This window comes from Saccharothrix algeriensis, from assembly GCF_016907655.1.
GTDB lineage: Bacteria > Actinomycetota > Actinomycetes > Mycobacteriales > Pseudonocardiaceae > Actinosynnema > Actinosynnema algeriense.
This window is the reverse complement of the sequence record NZ_JAFBCL010000001.1, coordinates 2,999,715-3,019,676: the sequence shown is the minus strand read 5'-3', so window position 1 is coordinate 3,019,676 and position 19,962 is coordinate 2,999,715. Positions and strand designations below refer to the sequence as shown.

16 protein-coding genes are annotated in these 19,962 nt (G+C 74.3%); 13 read left to right on the top strand and 3 right to left on the bottom strand.

Translation table 11 applies throughout. The features are described from left to right. Together JOE68_RS13595 and JOE68_RS13590 are read right to left on the bottom strand one after the other, a co-directional pair. Entirely contained in the window at positions 1 to 1,803 is a 1,803-nt protein-coding gene (locus JOE68_RS13595; RefSeq protein ID WP_204842714.1) for a glycoside hydrolase family 3 protein, read from the bottom strand. A gap of 534 nt (positions 1,804 to 2,337) precedes the next feature. After that, complete coding sequence (locus JOE68_RS13590) at positions 2,338 to 3,150, bottom strand: HAD-IB family hydrolase (protein ID WP_204842713.1); 813 nt, start codon at positions 3,148 to 3,150, stop codon at positions 2,338 to 2,340. A gap of 488 nt (positions 3,151 to 3,638) precedes the next feature. Here JOE68_RS13590 and ssd point away from each other — a divergent pair, with 488 nt between their 5' ends. The 8 genes from ssd to JOE68_RS13550 all read left to right on the top strand — a co-directional run bounded on the left by ssd (position 3,639) and on the right by JOE68_RS13550 (position 9,362). Then, complete coding sequence (gene ssd, locus JOE68_RS13585; protein WP_204842712.1) at positions 3,639 to 4,736, top strand: septum site-determining protein Ssd; 1,098 nt, start codon at positions 3,639 to 3,641, stop codon at positions 4,734 to 4,736. A gap of 69 nt (positions 4,737 to 4,805) precedes the next feature. Further along, positions 4,806 to 5,948: a TadA family conjugal transfer-associated ATPase gene (locus JOE68_RS13580; RefSeq protein WP_307819669.1), complete on the top strand. Its 1,143-nt coding sequence runs from the start codon at positions 4,806 to 4,808 to the stop codon at positions 5,946 to 5,948. After that, the gene (locus tag JOE68_RS13575) at positions 5,945 to 6,706 is read left to right on the top strand and encodes a type II secretion system F family protein (RefSeq protein ID WP_307819668.1); all 762 of its coding nucleotides are present in this window, start codon (positions 5,945 to 5,947) and stop codon (positions 6,704 to 6,706) included. Before JOE68_RS13580 ends, JOE68_RS13575 begins: the two co-directional genes overlap by 4 nt. Continuing rightward, positions 6,703 to 7,257 carry a type II secretion system F family protein gene (locus JOE68_RS13570; protein ID WP_204842711.1) on the top strand — a complete coding sequence of 185 codons (555 nt, stop codon included), beginning with the start codon at positions 6,703 to 6,705 and terminating at the stop codon, positions 7,255 to 7,257. The genes JOE68_RS13575 and JOE68_RS13570 overlap by 4 nt, the downstream gene beginning before the upstream one ends. 115 nt (positions 7,258 to 7,372) lie before the next feature. Then, a complete protein-coding gene (locus tag JOE68_RS13565) occupies positions 7,373 to 7,525 on the top strand; it encodes a DUF4244 domain-containing protein (protein WP_204842710.1) in 153 nt (50 codons plus the stop codon). After that, complete coding sequence (locus JOE68_RS13560) at positions 7,522 to 7,938, top strand: TadE family type IV pilus minor pilin (protein WP_307819667.1); 417 nt, start codon at positions 7,522 to 7,524, stop codon at positions 7,936 to 7,938. Before JOE68_RS13565 ends, JOE68_RS13560 begins: the two co-directional genes overlap by 4 nt. 183 nt (positions 7,939 to 8,121) lie before the next feature. After that, on the top strand, positions 8,122 to 8,457 hold the full coding sequence (locus tag JOE68_RS13555; RefSeq protein ID WP_307819666.1) for an Rv3654c family TadE-like protein: 336 nt from the start codon (positions 8,122 to 8,124) through the stop codon (positions 8,455 to 8,457). A gap of 272 nt (positions 8,458 to 8,729) precedes the next feature. Then, positions 8,730 to 9,362, top strand: a complete 633-nt coding sequence (locus JOE68_RS13550) for a bifunctional DNA primase/polymerase (RefSeq protein ID WP_204842709.1) — start codon at positions 8,730 to 8,732, stop codon at positions 9,360 to 9,362. 127 nt (positions 9,363 to 9,489) lie between these two features. Here JOE68_RS13550 and sftH read toward each other — a convergent pair whose 3' ends face one another. After that, a complete protein-coding gene (gene sftH, locus JOE68_RS13545) occupies positions 9,490 to 12,015 on the bottom strand; it encodes a DEAD/DEAH box helicase (protein ID WP_239562239.1) in 2,526 nt (841 codons plus the stop codon). Positions 12,016 to 12,222: 207 nt separating this feature from the next. On the opposite strand from sftH, the gene JOE68_RS13540 reads away from it, so the two are divergent. The 5 genes from JOE68_RS13540 (at position 12,223) to topA (ending at position 19,960) form a co-directional block, all read left to right on the top strand. After that, positions 12,223 to 14,523 carry a sodium-translocating pyrophosphatase gene (locus tag JOE68_RS13540; protein ID WP_204842708.1) on the top strand — a complete coding sequence of 767 codons (2,301 nt, stop codon included), beginning with the start codon at positions 12,223 to 12,225 and terminating at the stop codon, positions 14,521 to 14,523. Positions 14,524 to 14,780: 257 nt separating this feature from the next. Next, positions 14,781 to 15,401 carry a hypothetical protein gene (locus JOE68_RS13535; RefSeq protein WP_204842707.1) on the top strand — a complete coding sequence of 207 codons (621 nt, stop codon included), beginning with the start codon at positions 14,781 to 14,783 and terminating at the stop codon, positions 15,399 to 15,401. 130 nt (positions 15,402 to 15,531) lie between these two features. After that, positions 15,532 to 16,149 carry a hypothetical protein gene (locus JOE68_RS13530; protein WP_204842706.1) on the top strand — a complete coding sequence of 206 codons (618 nt, stop codon included), beginning with the start codon at positions 15,532 to 15,534 and terminating at the stop codon, positions 16,147 to 16,149. A gap of 106 nt (positions 16,150 to 16,255) precedes the next feature. Beyond that, entirely contained in the window at positions 16,256 to 17,068 is an 813-nt protein-coding gene (locus JOE68_RS13525) for a hypothetical protein (protein ID WP_307819665.1), read from the top strand. A 126-nt stretch (positions 17,069 to 17,194) separates the two neighbouring features. Further along, complete coding sequence (topA, locus tag JOE68_RS13520) at positions 17,195 to 19,960, top strand: type I DNA topoisomerase (RefSeq protein WP_307819664.1); 2,766 nt, start codon at positions 17,195 to 17,197, stop codon at positions 19,958 to 19,960. Positions 19,961 to 19,962: the final 2 nt, after the last annotated feature.

The window sequence follows — 19,962 nt, the reverse complement described above, 5'->3', positions numbered from 1 at the left end:
TCACCAGCTCAGGCCGTGGCCGAACGGGTACGGCGTCGGTCCGGGCACCGTGACCGGCAGCCGGCCGGTCGGCCGCACCCGACCGGTGACCACCCCCGCGACGGACGCCATCGACCCCGCGCCGGAAGAGTAGGTGGCCAGCCAGTTCGGCGCGGCGGTGTGGGCCACGTCGTACGGGTTCTGCACGGCCACCGCGACCACCGGTCCGCCCGTCCCGAGCAGCCTGGTCAGCAGCGCCTGCTGCGCGGGCTGCCCCGCGAGGCCGTTGGTCAGCACGACCACCAGGTCGGCGGACCGGGCGGCGTCGACCGCGGCGGCGATCCGGGCCTCGTCGGGTGCGCTGCCGGTGGGCAGGGCGGTGCCGCCGAGCAGGCCCGCGAGCGTGCGCGTGGTCGTCTCACCCCAGCCGGTGACCAGCGCCGCGGTCGGCTTCGCCCGCAGCGGCAGGGACTCGTTGCGCACGGCGGTCACCGTGCGGTCGGTGATCTCCTGGGCCGCGGCGGTGTTCTCCGGCGCGCCGACGACGGAGTCGACCGCGCCCTCGTCCACGACCGGGTCGGCCACCATGCCGCGCAGGACCTTCATCCGCAGCACGCGCAGCACGCTGCGGTCGACGCGCTGCTCGGTCAGCTCGCCGCTGCGCACCGCCGCGACCACGCCGTCGATCGCGAGCCGGAGGTCGACCGGCATCAGCAGCTGGTCGACGCCCGCCTTGAGCGCGAGCACCGGGATCTCGGCGTCCGGGTGCAGCTGCCGCACGCCCGCCATGGCCAGCGAGTCGGTGATCACCACCCCGTCGTAGCCCAGTTCGCGGCGCAGCAGGTCCAGCACCGGCTTGGACAGCGTCGCCGGCTCACCGGACGGGTCGATCCGCGGCATCCGGATGTGCGCGGTCATGACCGAGTCGACGCCGGCGGCGATGGCGGCCCGGAACGGCGGCGCGTCGACCTCGCGCCACTGCTCCGCGGTCCGGTCCACGCGCGGCAGGGTGGTGTGGCTGTCCTCGTCGGTGTCGCCGTGGCCGGGGAAGTGCTTCGCGGTGGCCGAGACGGCGGTCCGGGAGAAGGGGCGCTGCTGGTAGCCGCGCACCTGGGCGGCGGTCATCCCGGCGGCCAGCCCGGGGTCGCCGGAGTAGGAGCGGACGCCGATGACCGGGTTGGCCGGGTTGGAGTTGACGTCCGCGTCCGGCGCGAAGTTCTGGTTGACGCCCATGGCGCGCAGCTCGCGGGCGGTGATGGCGGCGGCCCGCTCGGCGTCCCGGGTGCTGCGGCCCGCGCCGAGCGCCATGTTGCCGGGGAACTGGGTCGCGGGCGCGCCGATCCTGGTCACCAGGCCCATCTCCTGGTCGGTGGAGACGGCCAGCGGGATGCGGGCGGCGCGCTGCAGGCCGTTGGACAGCGCGGCGACCTGCCGCGGGGTGTCGATGTTGTCGTAGCTGGGGTTGTCGAAGTAGACGACCCCGCCGGGCTGGTACCGGGCGACCACCTCGGCCGGGGTGTCGACGCCGAAGTCGCGCCGGTTGCCGGGGTGCGCCTCGTGCGCGGCCTGGCCGTGGACGTAGGTGACGAACAGCTGGCCCACCTTCTGCTCCAGCGACATGCCCCGGGCCAGGGCGGCGGCCGACTGCCGCGCGAGCTGTTCCGGCGGCGCGGGCTGCGCGGGCGCGGGCTGCGCGGGCGCGGGCGCCGGCTGCGCGGCGGCCGGCGGCACCGCGGAGGCCACCACGACGACGGCCGCGGCGACGAGCTGACGGAGCACGGTGTCCTCCCTGCTTGGCACTCTTCCACCACGACGCGGACCCATTCGGCAAGTTACCCACGTCACAGTGGTGGGTCAACGGATTCGCGCCGTGAGGGAAGTGTGCGGACGGGCACCGACGATTCCGGGCCCCGCTGGGTCACCCTTTCGAGTGGTTCCGGCGGTGGGTTCTCGTTGGCAGGGCCGCAAAACAGGCCGTGCCCCCCAGTGACTGGGGGGCACGGCCGACGGCGCGGACTTTCGAGTTACCAAGCGTGCAACTCGTGTCGTACCAACCTGGACTCGGCGTCCGGCGTCCCGATACGCAGTCCCTAGACGACAAGCCTCCCGCGGCGTGCTGCGCGTGGGTGCTCGAAGCCCGCGCACGGAGCTCTGTCGGGGTGAACGGCGCTTCTCCTCCGCCCCGTCCCTGGCCGACCCGAGGTCCGCACCTCCTTTGTAGTTCGTGTTCGGCGTCACAGCAAGGGCTCGATGGGGTGCACCGGTCAAGCGACCGTGAGTAGCGGAAGTCGTTGTCTGACAGTGTTTTCCCCCGCCCCGCGAGCCCGGTACCGCCGGCCGGGCATCGCGGCGGGTGAATCAACTGCGGCGCCGGCGGCGCAATCCGTACCAGGCGACACCGGCTGCGGTCGCGGCGCCCAACCCGATCGCGGTGGCCGCCACCGCCGCGCCCGACGGCCGCGGTATCCGCGCGCGCAGCGAGACCGGGTCCGAGAACGTCAGCACCGGCCAGCCGCGCGAGACGGCGACCTTGCGCAGCGCGCGGTCGGGGTTGACGGCGGTGGGGTGCCCGACGGCCTCCAGCAGCGGCAGGTCCGTGATGGAGTCGGAGTAGGCGTAGCAGTGGGCCAGGTCGTACTCGTGCTCGTCGGCGAGCTGCTTGGCCGCGACGGCCTTGTTCTCGCCCGCGCAGTAGAAGCCCACTTCGCCGGAGTAACGGCCGTCGGCGACGACCATCCGGGTGCCGACGCTGTGCGTGGCGCCGACCATGGAGGAGATGGGCGCGACCAGCTCCTCGCCGGACGCGGAGACGACGACCACGTCGTGCCCCTCCGCCTTGTGGTCGGTGATGAGCTGCGTGGCTTCCTTGTAGACCAAGGGATCCACGATGTCGTGCAGGGTCTCGTCCACGATCGAGCGCACCTGCTCGACGTCCCACCCCTCGCACAGGGCCGTGATGTGCGAGCGCATCCGGTCCATCTGGTCGGCGTCCGCGCCGGCCAGCATGAACACGAACTGCGCGTAGGCGCTCTTGAGCACCGCTCGCCGGTTGATCAGACCCTCTTGGAAGAAGGGCCGGCTGAACGCCAGCGTGCTCGACTTGGCGATGACCGTCTTGTCCAGGTCGAAGAACGCGGCGACTCTGCTGCCTTCGGTGGCGTGCTCGGTCACGGCGCCAGCTTAAGGGCGCGTTCGGCGAGCCGGTCGGCAACCGTTATTCGCCGCTTTACGAACTCACAGTGATGCGGTCTACCGAATTTTCCGTGTCCCTCTAACGGAAGACACGCATGACCCCGCCCCGTGGGGATACAGTAGACGGGTCCGGCTCGACCGGACGGGTTCAGTCCGACCCCCCGGGACTGAACCGATGACGACCCCCGTCCCTCCCCCCTGGCGGGGGTCGTCCCATGTCCGGGGCCGGTTCGGGTGATCTTCCGCCGGCGCCCCTCCCCGATCCCCACCGCGCTCCGAGCCTCTTCGCGCGCCCTTCTCCTCACCCTTCCGCGCGGCAGCCGATCGGGCCCTTTCGGCCGTCGAGACCGCCGATTCGCGGCTTCGAGTTGTCCACAGCCTCTGAGTTGTCCACATGTTGATCATGGGCTGTTGTGGCCTTCCTCACCGCTTGGGACCGTGGGCACCACCCGACGCGAGGAGGAGCTGTGAACCGACTGCTGGCCATGGTGTCCGAGAGCCCCCTGCTGGATGAGGTGCTGCACGCCGCGGCCGTCGCCGGCTGCGAGGTGGAGCGCGTGCCCGACGTGCCCGCCCTGCGCGCCCGCTGGCAGGCCGCTCCCGCCGTGGTCCTGGACGCCGCCGCGGCGGCCTCGTGCGCCCGGGAGGCCCTGCCCCGGCGGCCCGGCGTGCTCGTGGTCTCCACCGGCCCGCCGCCGCCCGAGACGTGGCCGCCGGCCGTGCGGTTGGGCGTCGAGCAGGTCGTCGAGCTGCCCTCCGCCCGGTTGCCCGAGGTCCTGTCCGACCTGGTGGAGTCGCCCGCCGGCGGCGGCCGGGTGCTGTCGGTCCTGGGTGGCTGCGGCGGCGCGGGAGCGTCGGTGCTGGCCGCCGCCGTGGGCCAGGCGGTGCTGGCCGCCGGCGGCCGGGGCCTGCTGGTCGACTGCGACCCGCTGGGCGGCGGGCTCGACCTGGCCCTCGGCGCGGAGCACGAGCCCGGCAGGCGGTGGGCCGACCTGTCCCTGACCGGCGGCCGGGTGCCGGTCGCCGAGCTGCGGGCGGCGCTGCCCTCGCGCACCCGCGGCCGGGGCCGGCTGAGCTTCCTGTCGTGCGCGCGCACCGGCCCGGACCCGACGGCGCAGGCCGTCGCGGCGGTGGTGGAGGCGGGCCGGCGGGCGGGGGAGACGGTGATCTGCGACGTGCCCCGCGGGCTGTCGCCGGCCGCCGCCGCGGCCCTCGACCGCTCGGACCTGGCGGTGCTGGTCGTCCCGGCGCGGCTGCGGGCCTGCGCGGCGGCGCGGCGCGTGGCCGTCCAGGTGGCCGACCGGGGCGTCGCGGTCCAGGCCGTGGTGCGCGGCCCGGCGCCGACCGGCATCCGGGCCCGCCAGGTGGCCAGGGCGGTCGGCGTCCCCGTGCTCGCCACCATGCGGCCGGAGCGCCGCCTGGACACGGCCCTGGACCAGGGCCGGTTCCCGGTTCACCGGCAGGGCCCGCTGGCGGTCGCGGCCCGCAGCGTGCTGGCCGCCCTGCGGGAGCGGGAGAACCAACCTCCGCAGGAGGCCCGGCTGGCGGGGGCGAGCCGTGGGTGACCGCGCTCGCGGGGCGCGCGACCGCTTGCGCGCCGCGCCTCAGCCCGCCGGCCGGCGTGGAGGCGGGTCGTGAACGAACTCGTGGAGCGGGTCCGCCGGCGGATGGCGGACGGCGGCGTCGAGCTGACCTCGGCGTCGGTCGCGGCGGTGGTGCGCAGCGAAGCCGGCGGGGTGGTCTGCCAGGAGGACCTCGAGCGGGCGCTGGCCCTGGTGCGGCAGGAGTTCGGCGGCGCGGGCCCGCTGGAGCCGCTGCTGCGCGATCCGGGGACGACCGACGTGCTGGTCACGGGGCCGGACCAGGTGTGGGTCGACGGCGCCGAGGGCCTGCGGCGCACCGGTGTCGTGTTCGCGGACGAGCAGGCCGTGCGCCGCCTCGCCCAACGGCTGGCCGTCGAGGCGGGCAGGCGGCTGGACGACGCGATGCCCTACGTCGACGGCTGGCTGCCGGGTTCGGTGCGGCTGCACGCCGTCCTGCCGCCGATCACCCCGTCGACCTGCCTGTCCCTGCGGGTCCTGCGGCCCGCCGCGCACGACCTGGCGGCGCTGGCGGAGCGCGGGACGTTCGACCGCGCGACGGCCGGGCTGCTGCGCGCCATCGTGCGGGCGAGGCTGGCGTTCCTGGTGGTGGGCGGCACGGGCTCGGGCAAGACGACGCTGCTCGCGGCGCTGCTCGGCTGCGTGCCGCACGACCAGCGCGTGGTCTGCGTGGAGGACGCCGGCGAGCTGGAGCCCGACCACCCGCAGTTCGTCCGCCTGCTGGCGCGCGGCGCGAACGTCGAGGGCGCGGGGCGGATCACGGTGCGCGACCTGGTCCGGCAGGCGCTGCGGATGCGGCCGGACCGGATCGTCGTGGGCGAGGTGCGCGGCGCGGAGGTGGTGGACCTCCTCACCGCGTTCAACACCGGCCACGACGGCGGCGCGGGCACGCTGCACGCCAACTCGCCCGCCGAGGTGCCCGCCCGCCTGGAGGCCCTGGCGGCGTTGGGCGGGCTGGACCGGCGGGCGCTGCACAGCCAACTGGCCGCCGCGGTCAAGGTGGTCCTGCACATGCGCCGCACGGAGCGAGGGCGTCGGCTCGCCGAGATCGGGGTGTTCGAGCGGCGGCACGACACCCTGCTGGTCCGGACGGCGTGGCGGCGGGCCGGCGGGTGGCAGCCGGCGGGCGAAGCGCTCCGGGGCCTCATCGACGCGGCGTCGGCGGGTGAGCCGTGATCCCGCTGCTGCTGGCGGCTGCCCTGCTGGTGTTGCCGCCGTCGGCGGCGGGGCGGCTGCACCGGTTGCGGGGCAGGCGGTGCCGGAGGGTCCGCCCGCGCCGTCCGAACCAGCCGGCCGCTGTCGCCCTGGGCGCCGTGCTCGGCCTGCTCCTCGGGGTCGGCGGGGCGGTCGCGGGCGCGCTCGTGGCCCTGGCGGTGTGGCGCGCCTGGCGCGATCGCGGTGCGGAGCGAGCCCGCCTGGCCGCGACCACGGCGATCGCCGAGGGGCTGTCGGCGTTCGTGGCCGAACTGCGCTCCGGCGCCCACCCGGCCCAGGCCGCGGCGGGCGCGGCCGAGGACGCCGAGCCGCCGGCGGCGGGCATCCTCCGCACGATCGCGTCGACAGCGGCGCGCGGTGGTGACGTCGAGGCGGCCCTGACCCATCCCGACGCCCGCCGGCTGGCGCGGGCGTGGCGGCTGTCGAGCGAGTACGGGGTGCCGCTGGCCGACGTCCTGGAGGCGGTCCGGCAGGACCTCCGGCAGCGGCTCGGGTTCGCCCGGCAGTTCCACGCCCGCATGGCCGGTCCGCGGGCCAGCGCGGCGGTGCTGGCGGCGTTGCCGGCGTTCGGCGTGCTGCTGGGCGAGCTGACCGGCTCGGGGCCGCTGGGCGTGCTGACGTCCACCGCGGCCGGTCAGGTCCTCCTGGTGGCCGGGGCCGGGCTGATCTGCGCGGGCCTGCGGTGGAGCGCGCGGCTGACCAGGCAGGTGACGACGTGATCCTGCTGTTGCTGGCGGCGGCGCTGCTGGTCCACCCGCCGCGGCGGGCGGTGCTCGGGAGGCTCGTCGCGCCCACCCGGCGCCCGCCCCGGACCAAGCCGCCTCCGCCGGACCCGTTCGCGCTGCCGGCGAGCTGGGACCTGCTGGCCGCCGCCCTCCGCGCCGGCCTGCCGGTGGCGACGGCGGTCGACGCGGTGCTGGCCGGTGTCCCGCCGGGGCCTGCCGAGCACCTGCGGCGGGTGGGTGACCTGCTGGCACTGGGCGCGGACCCGGCCACGGCGTGGACCGCTGCCCTGCGCCACCCGGACACGGCGCCCCTCGCCCGCATCGCCCGGCGCAGCGCGCGGTCCGGTGCGGCGCTGGCGGGAGCGGTGACCGACCTGGCGGCGGACCTCCGGGCCCGCACCGCCGACCAGTCGGAGAGCCGGGCCCAGCGCGCGGCCGTGCTGGTCGCAGGGCCGCTGGCGCTGTGCTTCCTGCCCGCGTTCCTGTGCCTGGGCGTCCTGCCGGTGGTGATCGGGCTGGCCGAGCAGGTGGGCGGGCGGTGGTGAACGCGCGTGGCGCGGAGTGGTGAAGCACGGACCGGTGGACGTCCGGTCGGAGAGCGGAGAACGGGCACGAGTGGTGACGACTATCCACAAAGGACTACAGGAAAGGGTGAACTTGATGGATGACAAGGGGATGACCACCGCGGAGTACGCCATCGGCACGCTGGCGGCGGCCGGGCTCGCGACGGTGCTGCTGTTGCTGCTCGGCGGTGACTGGGTGGCAGAACAGCTGCGCGGGCTGGTGGAGCGGGCGCTGACGGTCGGCACGTGACCTCCGGCGATCCGCCGACCCCCGCGGTGGCCGGGGAGAACCGGTCCGCGCGCGGGCGGTCGGGGCTGGGGGACCGCGGCGCGGTGACGGTGGAGGCGGCACTGGCCATCTGCGGGGTGCTCGCGTTCGTCGTGCTCGGGGCCGAGGTGGTCATGGCGGTGGTCGGGCAGCTCCGGTGCACGGACGCCGCCCGCGAGGCCGCTCGACTGGTCGCCCGCGGTGAGGCGGCGCGGGCGTCGTCGGTGGTCGCGGCCATCGCGCCGGCGGGGGCCGAGCTGGTCGTCCGGCAGGACGGCGACACGGCGTGGGTCGAGGTCACCGCGCGGCGTTCCCTGGTCGACGTGCGGTCCCGGGCCTACGCCGTGCTGGAGCCCGGCGTCGCCGAGGAGGAACGGCAACCGGTGCGCCGGTGATCGGGGAGGTGGAACGGCGGCTCGGGCGGGCAGGCGGCTCGGGCAGGTGGTGGCTTGAGGGAGTAGGCGGCTCGGGCGGGTGGTGGCTTGGGCGGGTAGGCGGCTCGGGCCGGCGGTGGCTTGGGCGGGTGGAGGGCTTGGGCGAGGTGGTGGTGAGAGCGGGGTGACGGGTTGGTGTCGTTGGTGGGTGATGACCGCGGGGTGGCGTCGGTCGTCGCGGTCGCGGTGATGGGGGTGTTGTGCTCCCTCGTCGTGTTCGGGGTGTGGCTCGGGGAGGTGGTGATCGCTCGGCACCGCGCCGCTGCCGCGGCTGACCTCGCGGCCGTGGCGGCGGCCGGGTGGCTGGTCGACGGGAGCCGGCACGCGTGCGGGAGGGCCGCCTGGGTGGCCGAGCGGATGGGAGTGCGGTTGGTGGGCTGCGACGTTTCCGGGTGGGAGGTGGTGGTCGAGGTGAGCGGTCCTGATTCGGTGGTCGGTGCGCCGGGCGCGCGTGCCCGGGCCGGCCCGGGTGAAGGGTGACCGAGCTTTTCGCCGCTCCGACGCGACGAGCGGTCGCCTTGCGGCGGTGAGCGGGCTCACTCGGGCGCCGGGGGCTGGTCCGGCGGTGGCCGGCCGGGTTGCGCGGGTTCTGTCGGCCGTCCGGCGGACCGGCGTTCGCCGTTCCGTACCTACCAGTTGTCGACTGGTGCTTACCAGGAGTCCCGGTCATGTCGTTAGTTCGAGTGGCGGCACCGACGCGGTGCCGAAGAACCCGGCACGGTGTCGTGGGTTTCCTAGGAGGCGAACGGAAGATGGAGTGGTCGGATAGCTGGCGCGGGGCCTTCCGCATCGAGCTGCGCGCCGAGGCGGTCAACCTCGCGTGGCACGGGTGGCCTGTGCTGCCGGGCGCCTATCCGGCGGGTGCGCGGTGGGCCGGTCGGGAAGGCGCCGAGCACGACGGCCCGACCCCGGTGCACCACGACTGGCAGGAGCGCGTCGGCACCGGCGCGGACGAGGTCGCCACCTGGTGGGCCGGGCACTCCTACAGCATCCTGCTGGCCACCGGGCACGGCGTGGACGCCATCGAGGTCGACGCCGACCTCGGCCGGCGGGCCGCCGTGGCGCTGCGGGCGGCCGGGGTCCCGGTGCCGATCGCGGCGACGCCCTCGGGCCGCTGGATGTTCCTGGTCGCCACCGGGCCGCAGGTGTCCGCCGACTGGGTCGCCGACCACGGCTCCCGCCACGACGTCCACCACTACGGCCAGGGCGAGCACGTCCCGCTGCCGCCGACGCCCTTCCAGCACGGCGTCGTCCACTGGCGGGTCAAGCCGCAGATCTGCGCGTGGCGGCTGCCCCGCCTCGGCGTCGTGCAGGACGCCTTGGCCGAGGCCGTCGTGCACGAGTCCGCCGATCAGCTGACCGCCGGTCGGCTCGCCGTCGGGTAGGTCGGCCGGCTCGCCGCCGGCCGGCCGGTCATCGGGCAGCAGCTCGTCCGGTGGCCGGCCGGGCGCTCCCGATCGGCTCGCCGCCGGCCCGGTGGCCCTCCGCCGGTTCCGCTCCGGCCGCCCGGCCTTACTCGGTCGAGTGGTCCGGGCCGGCCGAGTGCTCATCGCCGGTCGGGTGGTCTCGATCGGCTGAATGATCGGGGCCGACCAGGTGATCCGGGCCGACCTCGTTCCACCGGTCCCCGTCGCCGTGGTCGGCGGCGGGGGCGGCACCACCGACTTGGCCGTGCCGGGCGTCGTGGGAACTCTCCCCGACAGCCCCGAGCATGACGTCCAGCACGGCCAACCCGCCCGCCTTGTCCAGCGGATCGTTGCCGTTCCCGCACTTCGGCGACTGGACGCAGGACGGGCACCCGGCCGGGCACGTGCAAGCGGCGATGGCCTCCCTCGTCGCGGCCAACCACGGGACCACCGCGGCGAAACCGCGGTCGGCGAATCCGGCGCCCCCCGGATGACCGTCGTGCACGAACACCGTCGCCTCCCCGGTGTCCTGGTGCAGCGCGGTCGACACGCCGCCGATGTCCCAGCGGTCGCAGGTCGCGAACAGGGGTAGCAGGCCGATCGCCGCGTGCTCGGCGGCGTGCAGTGCGCCGGGGACGCGCGCCGGGGCCAGTCCGGCGCCCCCCGGCGCACCACCCAGCAGCTGCGCGCCGACCGTGTACCAGACGGCCCTGGTGCGCAGGGTCTGCGCGGGCAGGTCCAGCGGCACCGAGTCGATCACCTGGCCGGACGGCAGCTTGCGCAGGTAGCCCACGACCTGCGAGGTCACCTCCACCTCGCCCAGGCACACCGTCACGCCGCCGTGCGCCCGCTCCTCGAGCGTCCGCACGACCGTGATGTCCTTCGTGTCGCGGGCCGTGGTCGACCAGTCCGGCTTCTCCGCGTGCACCAGCGCGATCCCGCTCTCCAGGTCCAGCCGGTCGACCACGTAGGACTCGCCCTGGTGCAGGTACACCGCCCCGTCGTGCACCGTCCAGGGCGCCGCGGCCGGGTCCACCGTGCCCAGCACCCGGCCCGAGTCGCCCTCCACGACCACGACCTGCTCCCCGCCCGAACCGCGGATGTCCACGTCGCCGTGCGGCCGCTCGTGCGAGGTCCAGTACCAGCCGTTGGGCCTGCGGCGCAGCACCTTGCGCGCCACCAGGTCGGCCAGCACCGGCAGCGCCGCGTCGCCGCCGAAGTCGGCCAGCGACTCCTCCGTCAGCGGCAGCTCGGCCGCCGCGCACGCCAGCTGGGGCTCCAGGACGTACGGGTTCGCCGGGTCCAGGACGGTGGCCTCCACCGGCTTGTCCAGCACCGCCGCCGGGTTGTGCACCAGGTAGGTGTCCAGCGGGTCGTCGCGCGCCACGAAGACCACCAGGGCGTCCGAGCTGCCGCTGCGCCCCGCCCGGCCCGCCTGCTGCCAGAACGACGCCAGCGTGCCCGGGAACCCGGCCACGACCACGGCGTCCAGGCCCGCGATGTCGACGCCCAGCTCCAGCGCGTTCGTAGTCGCCACGCCCAGCAGGTCACCGCTCGCCACGGCCCGCTCCAGCGCCCGCCGCTCCTCCGGCAGGTACCCGCCGCGGTAGGCCGCGACCCGCGTCGCCAGCTCCGGGTCGACCTCCGCCAGCGCGCGCCGCGCCGCCAGCGCCGTCAGCTCCGCGCCCACCCGCGACCGCACGAACGCCAGCGACCGCGCGCCCTCGACCACCAGGTCCGCCAGGATGCGCGCCGTCTCTGCACCCGCCGACCGCCGCACGGGCGCGCCGTTCTCGCCCTCCAGCTCGTCCAGCAGCGGCGGTTCCCACAGCGCCACGGTCCGCGCGGCGCGGGGCGAGCCGTCCTCCGTCACCGCCTCGCACGGCACGCCCGCCAAGCGGGAAGCCGAAGTCGCCGGATCCGCCACCGTCGCCGACGCCAGCACGAACACCGGGTCCGCCCCGTAGCGCCGCGCCACCCGGCGCAGCCGGCGCAGCAGCAGCGCCACGTGCGAGCCGAACACGCCCCGGTACGAGTGGCACTCGTCGACCACCACGTACGACAGCCGCCGGAAGAACCTGACCCACCGCGCGTGGTGGGGCAGCACGCCCCGGTGCAGCATGTCCGGGTTGGTGAACACCCAGTTCGCGTGCGCCCGCACCCAGTCCCGCTCGGCCATCGGCGTGTCGCCGTCGAACGACGCCGCCCGAACCCCCGGCACCCCCAGCTCCGCCACCGCGCGCAGCTGGTCCGCGCCCAGCGCCTTGGTGGGGGAGAGGTACAGGGCTGTCGCCTTCGGGTCACCGTGGACGGCGCTGAGCACCGGCAGCTGGTACGCCAGCGACTTGCCCGACGCGGTGCCCGTGGCGACCACCACGTGCCGCCCCGCCCACGCGTGCTCCGCCGCCTCGGCCTGGTGCCGCCACGGCTCCCCGACACCGCGCTCGACCAGCGCGGACACCACCCCGGCCGCCGCCCAGGACGGCCACGGGACCGACCGCGCCGCCCGTCGGGGCAGGTCCGCGCGGTGCGTCAGCGGCGACTCGCCCGCCGGGACCCCGGCGAGGACCCGGTCCAGCAGTCGACGTCCCTGGTTCGCCACGGGGCGCAGCTTCGCACACCGCACCGACATCACAGTTGCTTCCTGCGTTGATAACGGTGTGTACGCGATACGGGACGCACTGTCGCGCTCTTGCGCGCTATGAATAGACTCCGCCGCTATCGCATCCAATGAGGGATGCGTCACGTTGTGCCGGGGCTGACGGTCGTGTTGGGCAAGCCGGTCCCGGCGGAGCGCGGTGCACCCGCCGTTGGGCTGGAAAACACACCAGGAGGACGGATGTCCCGGCAATTCCTCGCGGAGGGCCTACAGCTCTCCGGAGGTGACCAGGGCCTCGTGGCCGTGGTCGCCGTGGTCGCCCTGGCTGCCCTCGCCGTCGGATATGTCCTGCTCCGGGAGGTCCTGGCCGCCGGCCAGGGCACCCCGAAGATGCAGGACATCGCCAAGGCGGTTCAAGAGGGCGCAGCGGCCTACCTCAACCGGCAGTTCCGCACGCTCGGCATTTTCGTCGTCATCGTGTTCGTGCTGTTGTTCGCGCTACCCGCGGACGACATCGCGGAGCGCGTCGGCAGGTCGCTGTTCTTCATCGTCGGGGCGGCGTTCTCCGCCGGCATCGGCTACCTCGGCATGTGGCTGTCCACCCGCGCGAACGTGCGCGTGGCCGCCGCCGCCCGGGAGTCGAACGGCCGCGAGAAGGCCACGCGCATCGCCTTCCGCACCGGTGGCGTGGTGGGCATGTTCACCGTCGGCCTCGGCCTGCTCGGCGCCGCGGTGGTCGTGCTGGTCTACACCGGCCAGGCGCCGAAGGTGCTGGAGGGCTTCGGCTTCGGCGCGGCGCTGCTGGCGATGTTCATGCGGGTCGGCGGCGGCATCTTCACCAAGGCCGCCGACGTCGGCGCCGACCTCGTCGGCAAGGTCGAGCAGAACATCCCCGAGGACGACCCGCGCAACGCGGCGACCATCGCGGACAACGTCGGCGACAACGTGGGCGACTGCGCGGGCATGGCCGCCGACCTGTTCGAGTCCTACGCGGTGACGCTGGTCGCCTCGCTGATCCTCGGCACCGCCGCGTTCGGCGCGAAGGGCCTGCTGTTCCCGCTGATCGTCCCGGCGATCGGCGTGCTCACGGCGGTCGTCGGCGTCTACATCACCAAGGCGCGGACCGGCGAGAACGGCCTGTCGGCGATCAACCGCTCGTTCTACGTCTCGGCGGTCATCTCGGCCGTGCTGTGCACGATCGCGGCGTTCGTCTACCTGCCCGGCTCCTTCGGCGAACTGCGGGGCGTGTCCGAGGAGGTCGGCGCCACGCCCGGCAACCCGGCCCTGATCGCGGCCATCGCGGTGATCATCGGCATCCTGCTGGCGGGCGTCATCCTGAAGCTGACCGGCTACTACACCGGCACCGAGCACAAGCCGGTCAAGGAGGTCGGCCGGACGTCGCTGACCGGCGCGGCGACGGTGATCCTCTCCGGCATCTCGGTCGGCTTCGAGTCGGCCGTGTACACGGCGCTGGTCATCGGCGGCGCGGTCTACGGCGCGTTCCTGCTGTCCGGCTCGGTGGTCGTGGCGCTGTTCGCCGTGGCCCTGGCCGGCTGCGGCCTGCTGACCACGGTCGGCGTGATCGTCGCCATGGACACCTTCGGGCCCGTCTCGGACAACGCGCAGGGCATCGCCGAGATGTCCGGCGACGTGGACGGCGAGGGCGCGCAGATCCTCACCGAGCTGGACGCGGTGGGCAACACCACCAAGGCGATCACCAAGGGCATCGCGATCGCGACCGCCGTGCTGGCCGCCACCGCCCTGTTCGGCTCCTACAAGGACGCCATCGAGAAGGCCCTGGACGGCGTCGGCGGGGTGTTCGAGGACTCCGACTTCGTGTCCTTCACGCCGAACGTGCTCGTCGGCCTGATCATCGGCGCGGCGGTCGTGTTCATGTTCTCCGGGCTGGCCGTCAACGCGGTCACGCGGGCCGCCGGCGCGATCGTGTTCGAGGTGCGCCGCCAGTTCCGCGACAACCCCGGCATCATGGACGGCTCGGTCAAGCCCGAGTACGGCCGGGTCGTGGACATCTGCACCAAGGACTCGCTGCGCGAGCTGGCCACCCCGGGCCTGCTGGCGGTGATGGCGCCCATCGCGGTGGGCTTCGGCCTGGGCGTCGGCCCGCTGGCGGGCTACCTGGCGGGCGCCATCGCGACCGGCACCCTGATGGCGGTGTTCCTGGCCAACTCGGGCGGCGCGTGGGACAACGCCAAGAAGCTGGTGGAGGACGGCAACCACGGCGGCAAGGGCTCCGACGCCCACGCCGCCACGGTCATCGGCGACACGGTCGGCGACCCGTTCAAGGACACCGCCGGCCCGGCGATCAACCCGCTGATCAAGGTGATGAACCTGGTGTCGGTGCTGATCGCGCCGGCCATCATCACGGCCACGATCGGCGACGCCGCCTCGCCCGGCATGCGGTACGCGATCGCCCTGGTGGCGGTGGCGGTCATCGTCGCCGCGGTGGTCGTGTCCAAGCGGCGCGGCACCGCCATCACGGACTCCCCGGCGGAGACCTCGGTGAGCAACGGCGCGGTCTGACCGGCTGACCGCCGCGGGCGGGCGTCCTCCCTCCGGGGGGCGCCCGCCCGCGGCGCGTGCGGGGTCGGGCGGCCGGCTCCTCACGGCGGGCGCGATCCGCGCGGGTTGCCGCTGACGGGTCGTGCGCGGGCTGCCTCGACGTGTGGGGGCGGCCCCGGCGGGGCACCCGAAACGGGCGGCTTGTCCGGGTGCGTGAGCCGACCGGCCCGGTCTTGGGCAGACTGGGAGTTCCGGTGTTTTCGTGAGGAGAGTCCGTGATGAGGATCCGCCTTGCCCTCGTGGCCGCCGCGGCGCTGGCCGCCGGATGCGGGTCCGGTGGCGACCCGGCCCCGTCGACCTCGGCCGCGCCCAATGACGCCGTCGCCTACATGGACAGGGTGTGCACGGCCGCCGCCTCCTTCGTGTCCGTGCCGAAGACGCCGCCGAAGCTGGACGCCAACGACCCCGTGAAGCTGAAGGCCGACATGAGCGCCTACATGGGGCAGATGGCGGACGCCTTCAACCAGACCGCGGGCAAGTTGCGCGAGGTCGGGCCGTCGCCGGTCGCGGGGGGCGACGAGCAGGTGTCGAAGATGGCCACGACGTTCTCCGAGATCGCCCAGTCCTTCAGCGACGCCAAGGTCGCCGTCGAGCAGGCGGACGCCAACGACCCCGTGGGAGGGCTCCAGGCCGCCGGTGAGGCGATCGCCCGGCTCGACCAGTTCGTGGAGCCCCTGAAGCAGCTGGAGGCCACCCCGGAGCTGCGGGACGCCGCCGAGCAGGCGGAGTCCTGCCAGGCGCTGCGCACCCTCCGCCCGTCCGAGTCGGAGTCCTCCGGCTCCTCGGAGCCCTCCAGCCCGCCGGCGTCCACCAGCGCGCCGGCGTCCCCCACCACGTGACCCCGCCCGCGGCACGGCCCCGAACGGCGCTCGCGGGGCCGGCGGACGCGCCCCGCATCCCGTTCGGACCGGCGCCCGCGCCCCGTAGTAGGTTGCCGGTCTTCCGTTCGGACCAATTTGGGGGGTTCCTGTGAAGCACCGCACTGCCCTGGTCGGGGTGCTGGCGGCCGTTCTGCTGACGGGCGCGTGTTCCGGCTCGTCCGGGTCCGCCGGCTCCAGCGGGTCGACCACCGGCACTTCGGCGGCCACCACGACCACGCCTGCCGCGGCGGCGGACCCGGTGAAGTGGACCGGGACGTTCTGCGAGGGCATCGCGCCGACCGTCGAGAGCGTCATGCAGCTGCTCAAGGTCATGCTCGAAGGCGGGGCGAACGACCCGGCGGCGCAGAAGGCCGCGCTGATGGAGTACTCGACGAAGTCGGGCAAGTCGATGGCGGACGCCGGAGCGAAGCTGGACGCGCTGGGTGCGCCGTCACCGGAGGCCCAGGCGCTGCACGACGAACTGGTGAAGTTCTTCACTGAATCCGGTAAGTCGTTGAACACGGCGAGTGAAGAACTGGCCAAGCTCGACCCGAACGACCCGGAGTTCGCCACCAAGCTGGAGCAGTTGGGCGGCGACGAGGCCGACCCGACCAAGCTCCAGGAGCAGATCAAGAAGCTCCAGGACGACCCGGAGCTCGGCGCCGCCTTCAAGCAGGCCCCGGAGTGCGTCGCGATGAGCGACACGCTGAAGAACCTCGGCGGCTGACACCGGCGGCACCACCGCCGATCACCGGCGGCGCCACCTCCGACCGGGCGGGATCGCCCGGTCGGAGACTGGCCGTGGTCGAACGTGTGTTCTACGCTGCCTGGTCGTGGGGCAACTGTCCTTCTTCTCGGCGGAGGCGCGCTCGCCCTGCGTCGCGGACCTGGCCGGACTGCTGTGCGGGCCCGGTCGGGCGGTGGGGTTCGCGCGCGGCCGGGCGGCCCGCATCTCCGTGCCCCTGGACGAGCGGTGGCGGGGGCTGGCGCTGGTCGCGGCGCTGGCCGAGCGGGGCGTGCACGCCCGCCTCGACGCGGTCGAGCGCCCCGCGGGGCCGGCCGACCCGGACGGCGCGGCCGATCCCGCCGACGAGCAGGACGGGCGCGACGGGCAGGACGAGCGCGGAGAGCCGCCCGACCCCGCCCCGGAAGAACCGGACATCACCGACCAAACGGATGAAGTGGTCGAGGACGAGGCCGAACCGGGCGGCGTGGTGTTCGGCCGCCCCCGGCCCGGCCGGGCGGGGGACGACCCGGGCGCGCGGGCGCTGCCGCCCGCGCGGCGCGGGCTGGAGGTCGCCACGGCGTTCCGCACCGACCTGACCGGCCTGGCGGGCCAGTGGCTCGCGGGCGGGGCCAAGGTGGTGCCGCCGGGGTTCACCCCGCACGGCGGCGTGCTGCGGCTGTGGGCGCTGGCCTCCGGCCGCTGGGCCGAGTCCGCGTACGTGCTCGGCCTGGACCCGGCGGCCCCCGCCACCCACGAGCCGCTGCAAAAGGCGTTGGCAGCCTCCGGGCTCCCGGCGACACTGCTCGGGTCCGGCGGCCCGGCGCTGCGCGTGGTGGGCCGGCGCCGGCTGGAGCGGCTGGCCGAGCTGGTCGGGCGTGCTCCGCGCGGAGTCGTCGAACGCACCTGGCCGGCCGCCTAGCGGTCCTCCTGACGGGGGATCGGACGCGCTTGTGCCACCCTGTCCCGACCAGGGCTGCCCATGCGGCGACGAAGGACAGTGCACACTGGCGGGTCGGGACACAGTGTTCGGAGAGAGCGGGACGGCGTGGCTGGATCGACACGGGCGAAGAAGAGCAGCGGGGGATCAGCGGGCGGTAACCGGCGGTTGGTGATCGTCGAGTCGCCCGCGAAGGCGCGGAAGATCGCGTCCTACCTCGGCAACGACTTCGTCGTGGAGTCATCCAAGGGGCACATCCGGGACCTGCCGCGCGGCGCGGCGGACGTGCCCGCCAAGTACAAGGGCCAGCCGTGGGCGCGGCTCGGGGTCGACGTCGACCACGACTTCGAGCCCCTCTACGTGGTCACGCCGGACAAGAAGTCGACCGTCGCGGAGCTGAAGGAGCTGCTCAAGGACGTCGACGAGCTGTACCTCGCGACGGACGGCGACCGGGAGGGCGAGGCGATCGCCTGGCACCTCCTGGACACCCTCAAGCCCAAGGTGCCGGTCCGCCGGATGGTGTTCCACGAGATCACCGAGCCCGCGATCCTCGCCGCCGCGGCGAACCCCCGCGACCTCGACCAGGACCTGGTCGACGCGCAGGAGACCCGGCGCATCCTGGACCGCCTCTACGGCTACGAGGTCAGCCCCGTGCTGTGGAAGAAGGTCATGCCGAAGCTCTCGGCGGGCCGCGTGCAGTCGGTGGCGACCCGGATCGTGGTCGAGCGCGAGCGGGAGCGGATGAAGTTCGTCTCCGCCTCCTACTGGGACGTCTCGGCGACCGTGGACGCGGGGGAGGCCGCCTCGCCGCGCGCGTTCGGCGCGCGCCTGGTGGCCGTGGACGGCGTGCGGCTGGCCACCGGGCGCGACTTCGAGTCCACCGGCCGCCTCAAGGAGGGCGCGGAGGTCCGCGTCCTGGACGAGGCGCAGGCCCGCGCGATCGCCGCCGGCCTGGCCGACGCCGCGATGGCGGTCACCTCGGTGGAGGAGAAGCCGTACACGCGCAAGCCGTACGCGCCGTTCATGACCTCGACCCTCCAGCAGGAGGCGGGGCGCAAGCTGCGGTTCTCGGCGGACCGGACGATGCGGACCGCGCAGAAGCTGTACGAGAACGGCTACATCACCTACATGCGCACCGACAGCACGACCCTGTCGGAGACGGCGATCAGCGCGGCCCGCGCGCAGGCCACCGAGCTGTACGGGGCGCAGTACGTGGCCAGGGAGCCCCGCCAGTACAACCGGAAGGTCAAGAACGCCCAGGAGGCGCACGAGGCCATCCGCCCCGCCGGCGAGGTGTTCCGCACGCCCGGCCAGGTGGCGCGGGAGCTGGAGGCCGACGAGTTCAAGCTCTACGAGCTGATCTGGCAGCGCACGATCGCCTCGCAGATGGCCGACGCGCGCGGCAACACGACCAGCGTGCGCATCTCCGGCGTCACGCGGGCGGTGCCCGGCGGCAGCGGTCCGGGCGGCGAGGAGGTCACCTTCGCCGCGTCCGGCCGCACGATCACGTTCGCGGGCTTCCTCAAGGCGTACGTCGAGACGGTCGACTCGGAGGCGGGCGGCGAGTCCGACGACGCCGAGTCGCGGCTGCCGCAGCTGGCGAAGGACCAGGCGCTGGTCGCGACCGAGCTGTCGGCGGACGGGCACGCGACGTCGCCGCCGCCGCGCTTCACCGAGGCGAGCCTGATCAAGACGATGGAGGAGCTGGGCATCGGCCGCCCGTCCACCTACGCGTCGATCATCAGCACCGTCCAGGACCGCGGCTACGTGTGGAAGAAGGGCTCCGCGCTGGTCCCGTCCTGGGTGGCGTTCGCGGTGGTGGGCCTGCTGGAGCGGCACTTCGGGCGGCTGGTGGACTACGACTTCACCGCCGCGCTGGAGGACGAGCTGGACGGCATCGCCGCCGGCCGCCAGGAGCGCACGACCTGGCTGTCCGGGTTCTACTTCGGCGGCAACGTCGGCCCGGAGTCGTCGGTGGGCCGCTCGGGCGGCCTGAAGAAGCTGGTCGGGTCGAGCGTCGAGCAGATCGACGCCCGCGAGGTGAACTCGATCCCGCTGTTCGTGGACCTGGAGGGCCGCACGGTCGTGGTCCGGGTCGGCCGCTACGGGCCGTACCTGGAGCGCGAGGTCGAGGGCCCGGACGGCGGGCTGACCTCGCAGCGCGCGAACCTGCCGGACGACCTGCCGCCGGACGAGCTGAACCGGGAGGTCGCCGAGAAGCTGTTCGCGACCCCGCAGGAAGGCCGCTCGCTGGGCGCGGACCCGGTCACCGGTCACGAGATCGTGGCCAAGGAGGGCCGGTTCGGGCCGTACGTGACGGAGGTCCTGCCGGAGCCGCCGGACGGCAAGAAGGCGCCCAAGCCGCGCACCGGGTCGCTGTTCAAGAGCATGTCGCTGGACACGGTGACGCTGGACGACGCGCTGCGGCTGCTGTCGCTGCCGCGCGTGGTGGGCAAGGACCCGGAGACCGGGGCCGAGATCACCGCGCAGAACGGCCGGTACGGGCCCTACCTGAAGAAGGGCACCGACTCGCGGTCGCTGACCAGCGAGGACCAGCTGTTCACGGTGACCCTGGACGAGGCGCTCAGGATCTACGCCGAGCCCAAGAAGCGCGGTCGGGCCGCCGCCGCGCCGCCGCTGAAGGAGCTGGGGGCGGACCCGGTGTCGGGCAAGCCGATGGTGGTCAAGGAGGGCCGGTTCGGGCCCTACGTCACCGACGGCGAGACCAACGCGTCGCTGCGCAAGTCGGACAGCGTCGAGGGGCTGACCGACGAGCGGGCGGCGGAGCTGCTGGCGGAGAAGCGCGCCAAGGGCCCGGTGACGAAGAAGAAGGCGCCGGCGCGCAAGAAGGCCCCGGCCAAGTCGAAGAGCTGAGA

Bases quoted from the DNA above. Each gene is read 5' to 3' on its own strand.
- JOE68_RS13595 (WP_204842714.1), bottom strand. From the start codon at position 1,803: ATGGGTCCGCGTCGTGGTGGAAGAGTGCCAAGCAGGGAGGACACCGTG.
- JOE68_RS13565 (WP_204842710.1), top strand. From the start codon at position 7,373: ATGGATGACAAGGGGATGACCACCGCGGAGTACGCCATCGGCACGCTG.
- JOE68_RS13550 (WP_204842709.1), top strand. From the start codon at position 8,730: ATGGAGTGGTCGGATAGCTGGCGCGGGGCCTTCCGCATCGAGCTGCGC.
- sftH (WP_239562239.1), bottom strand. From the start codon at position 12,015: ATGTCGGTGCGGTGTGCGAAGCTGCGCCCCGTGGCGAACCAGGGACGT.
- JOE68_RS13540 (WP_204842708.1), top strand. From the start codon at position 12,223: ATGTCCCGGCAATTCCTCGCGGAGGGCCTACAGCTCTCCGGAGGTGAC.
- JOE68_RS13535 (WP_204842707.1), top strand. From the start codon at position 14,781: ATGAGGATCCGCCTTGCCCTCGTGGCCGCCGCGGCGCTGGCCGCCGGA.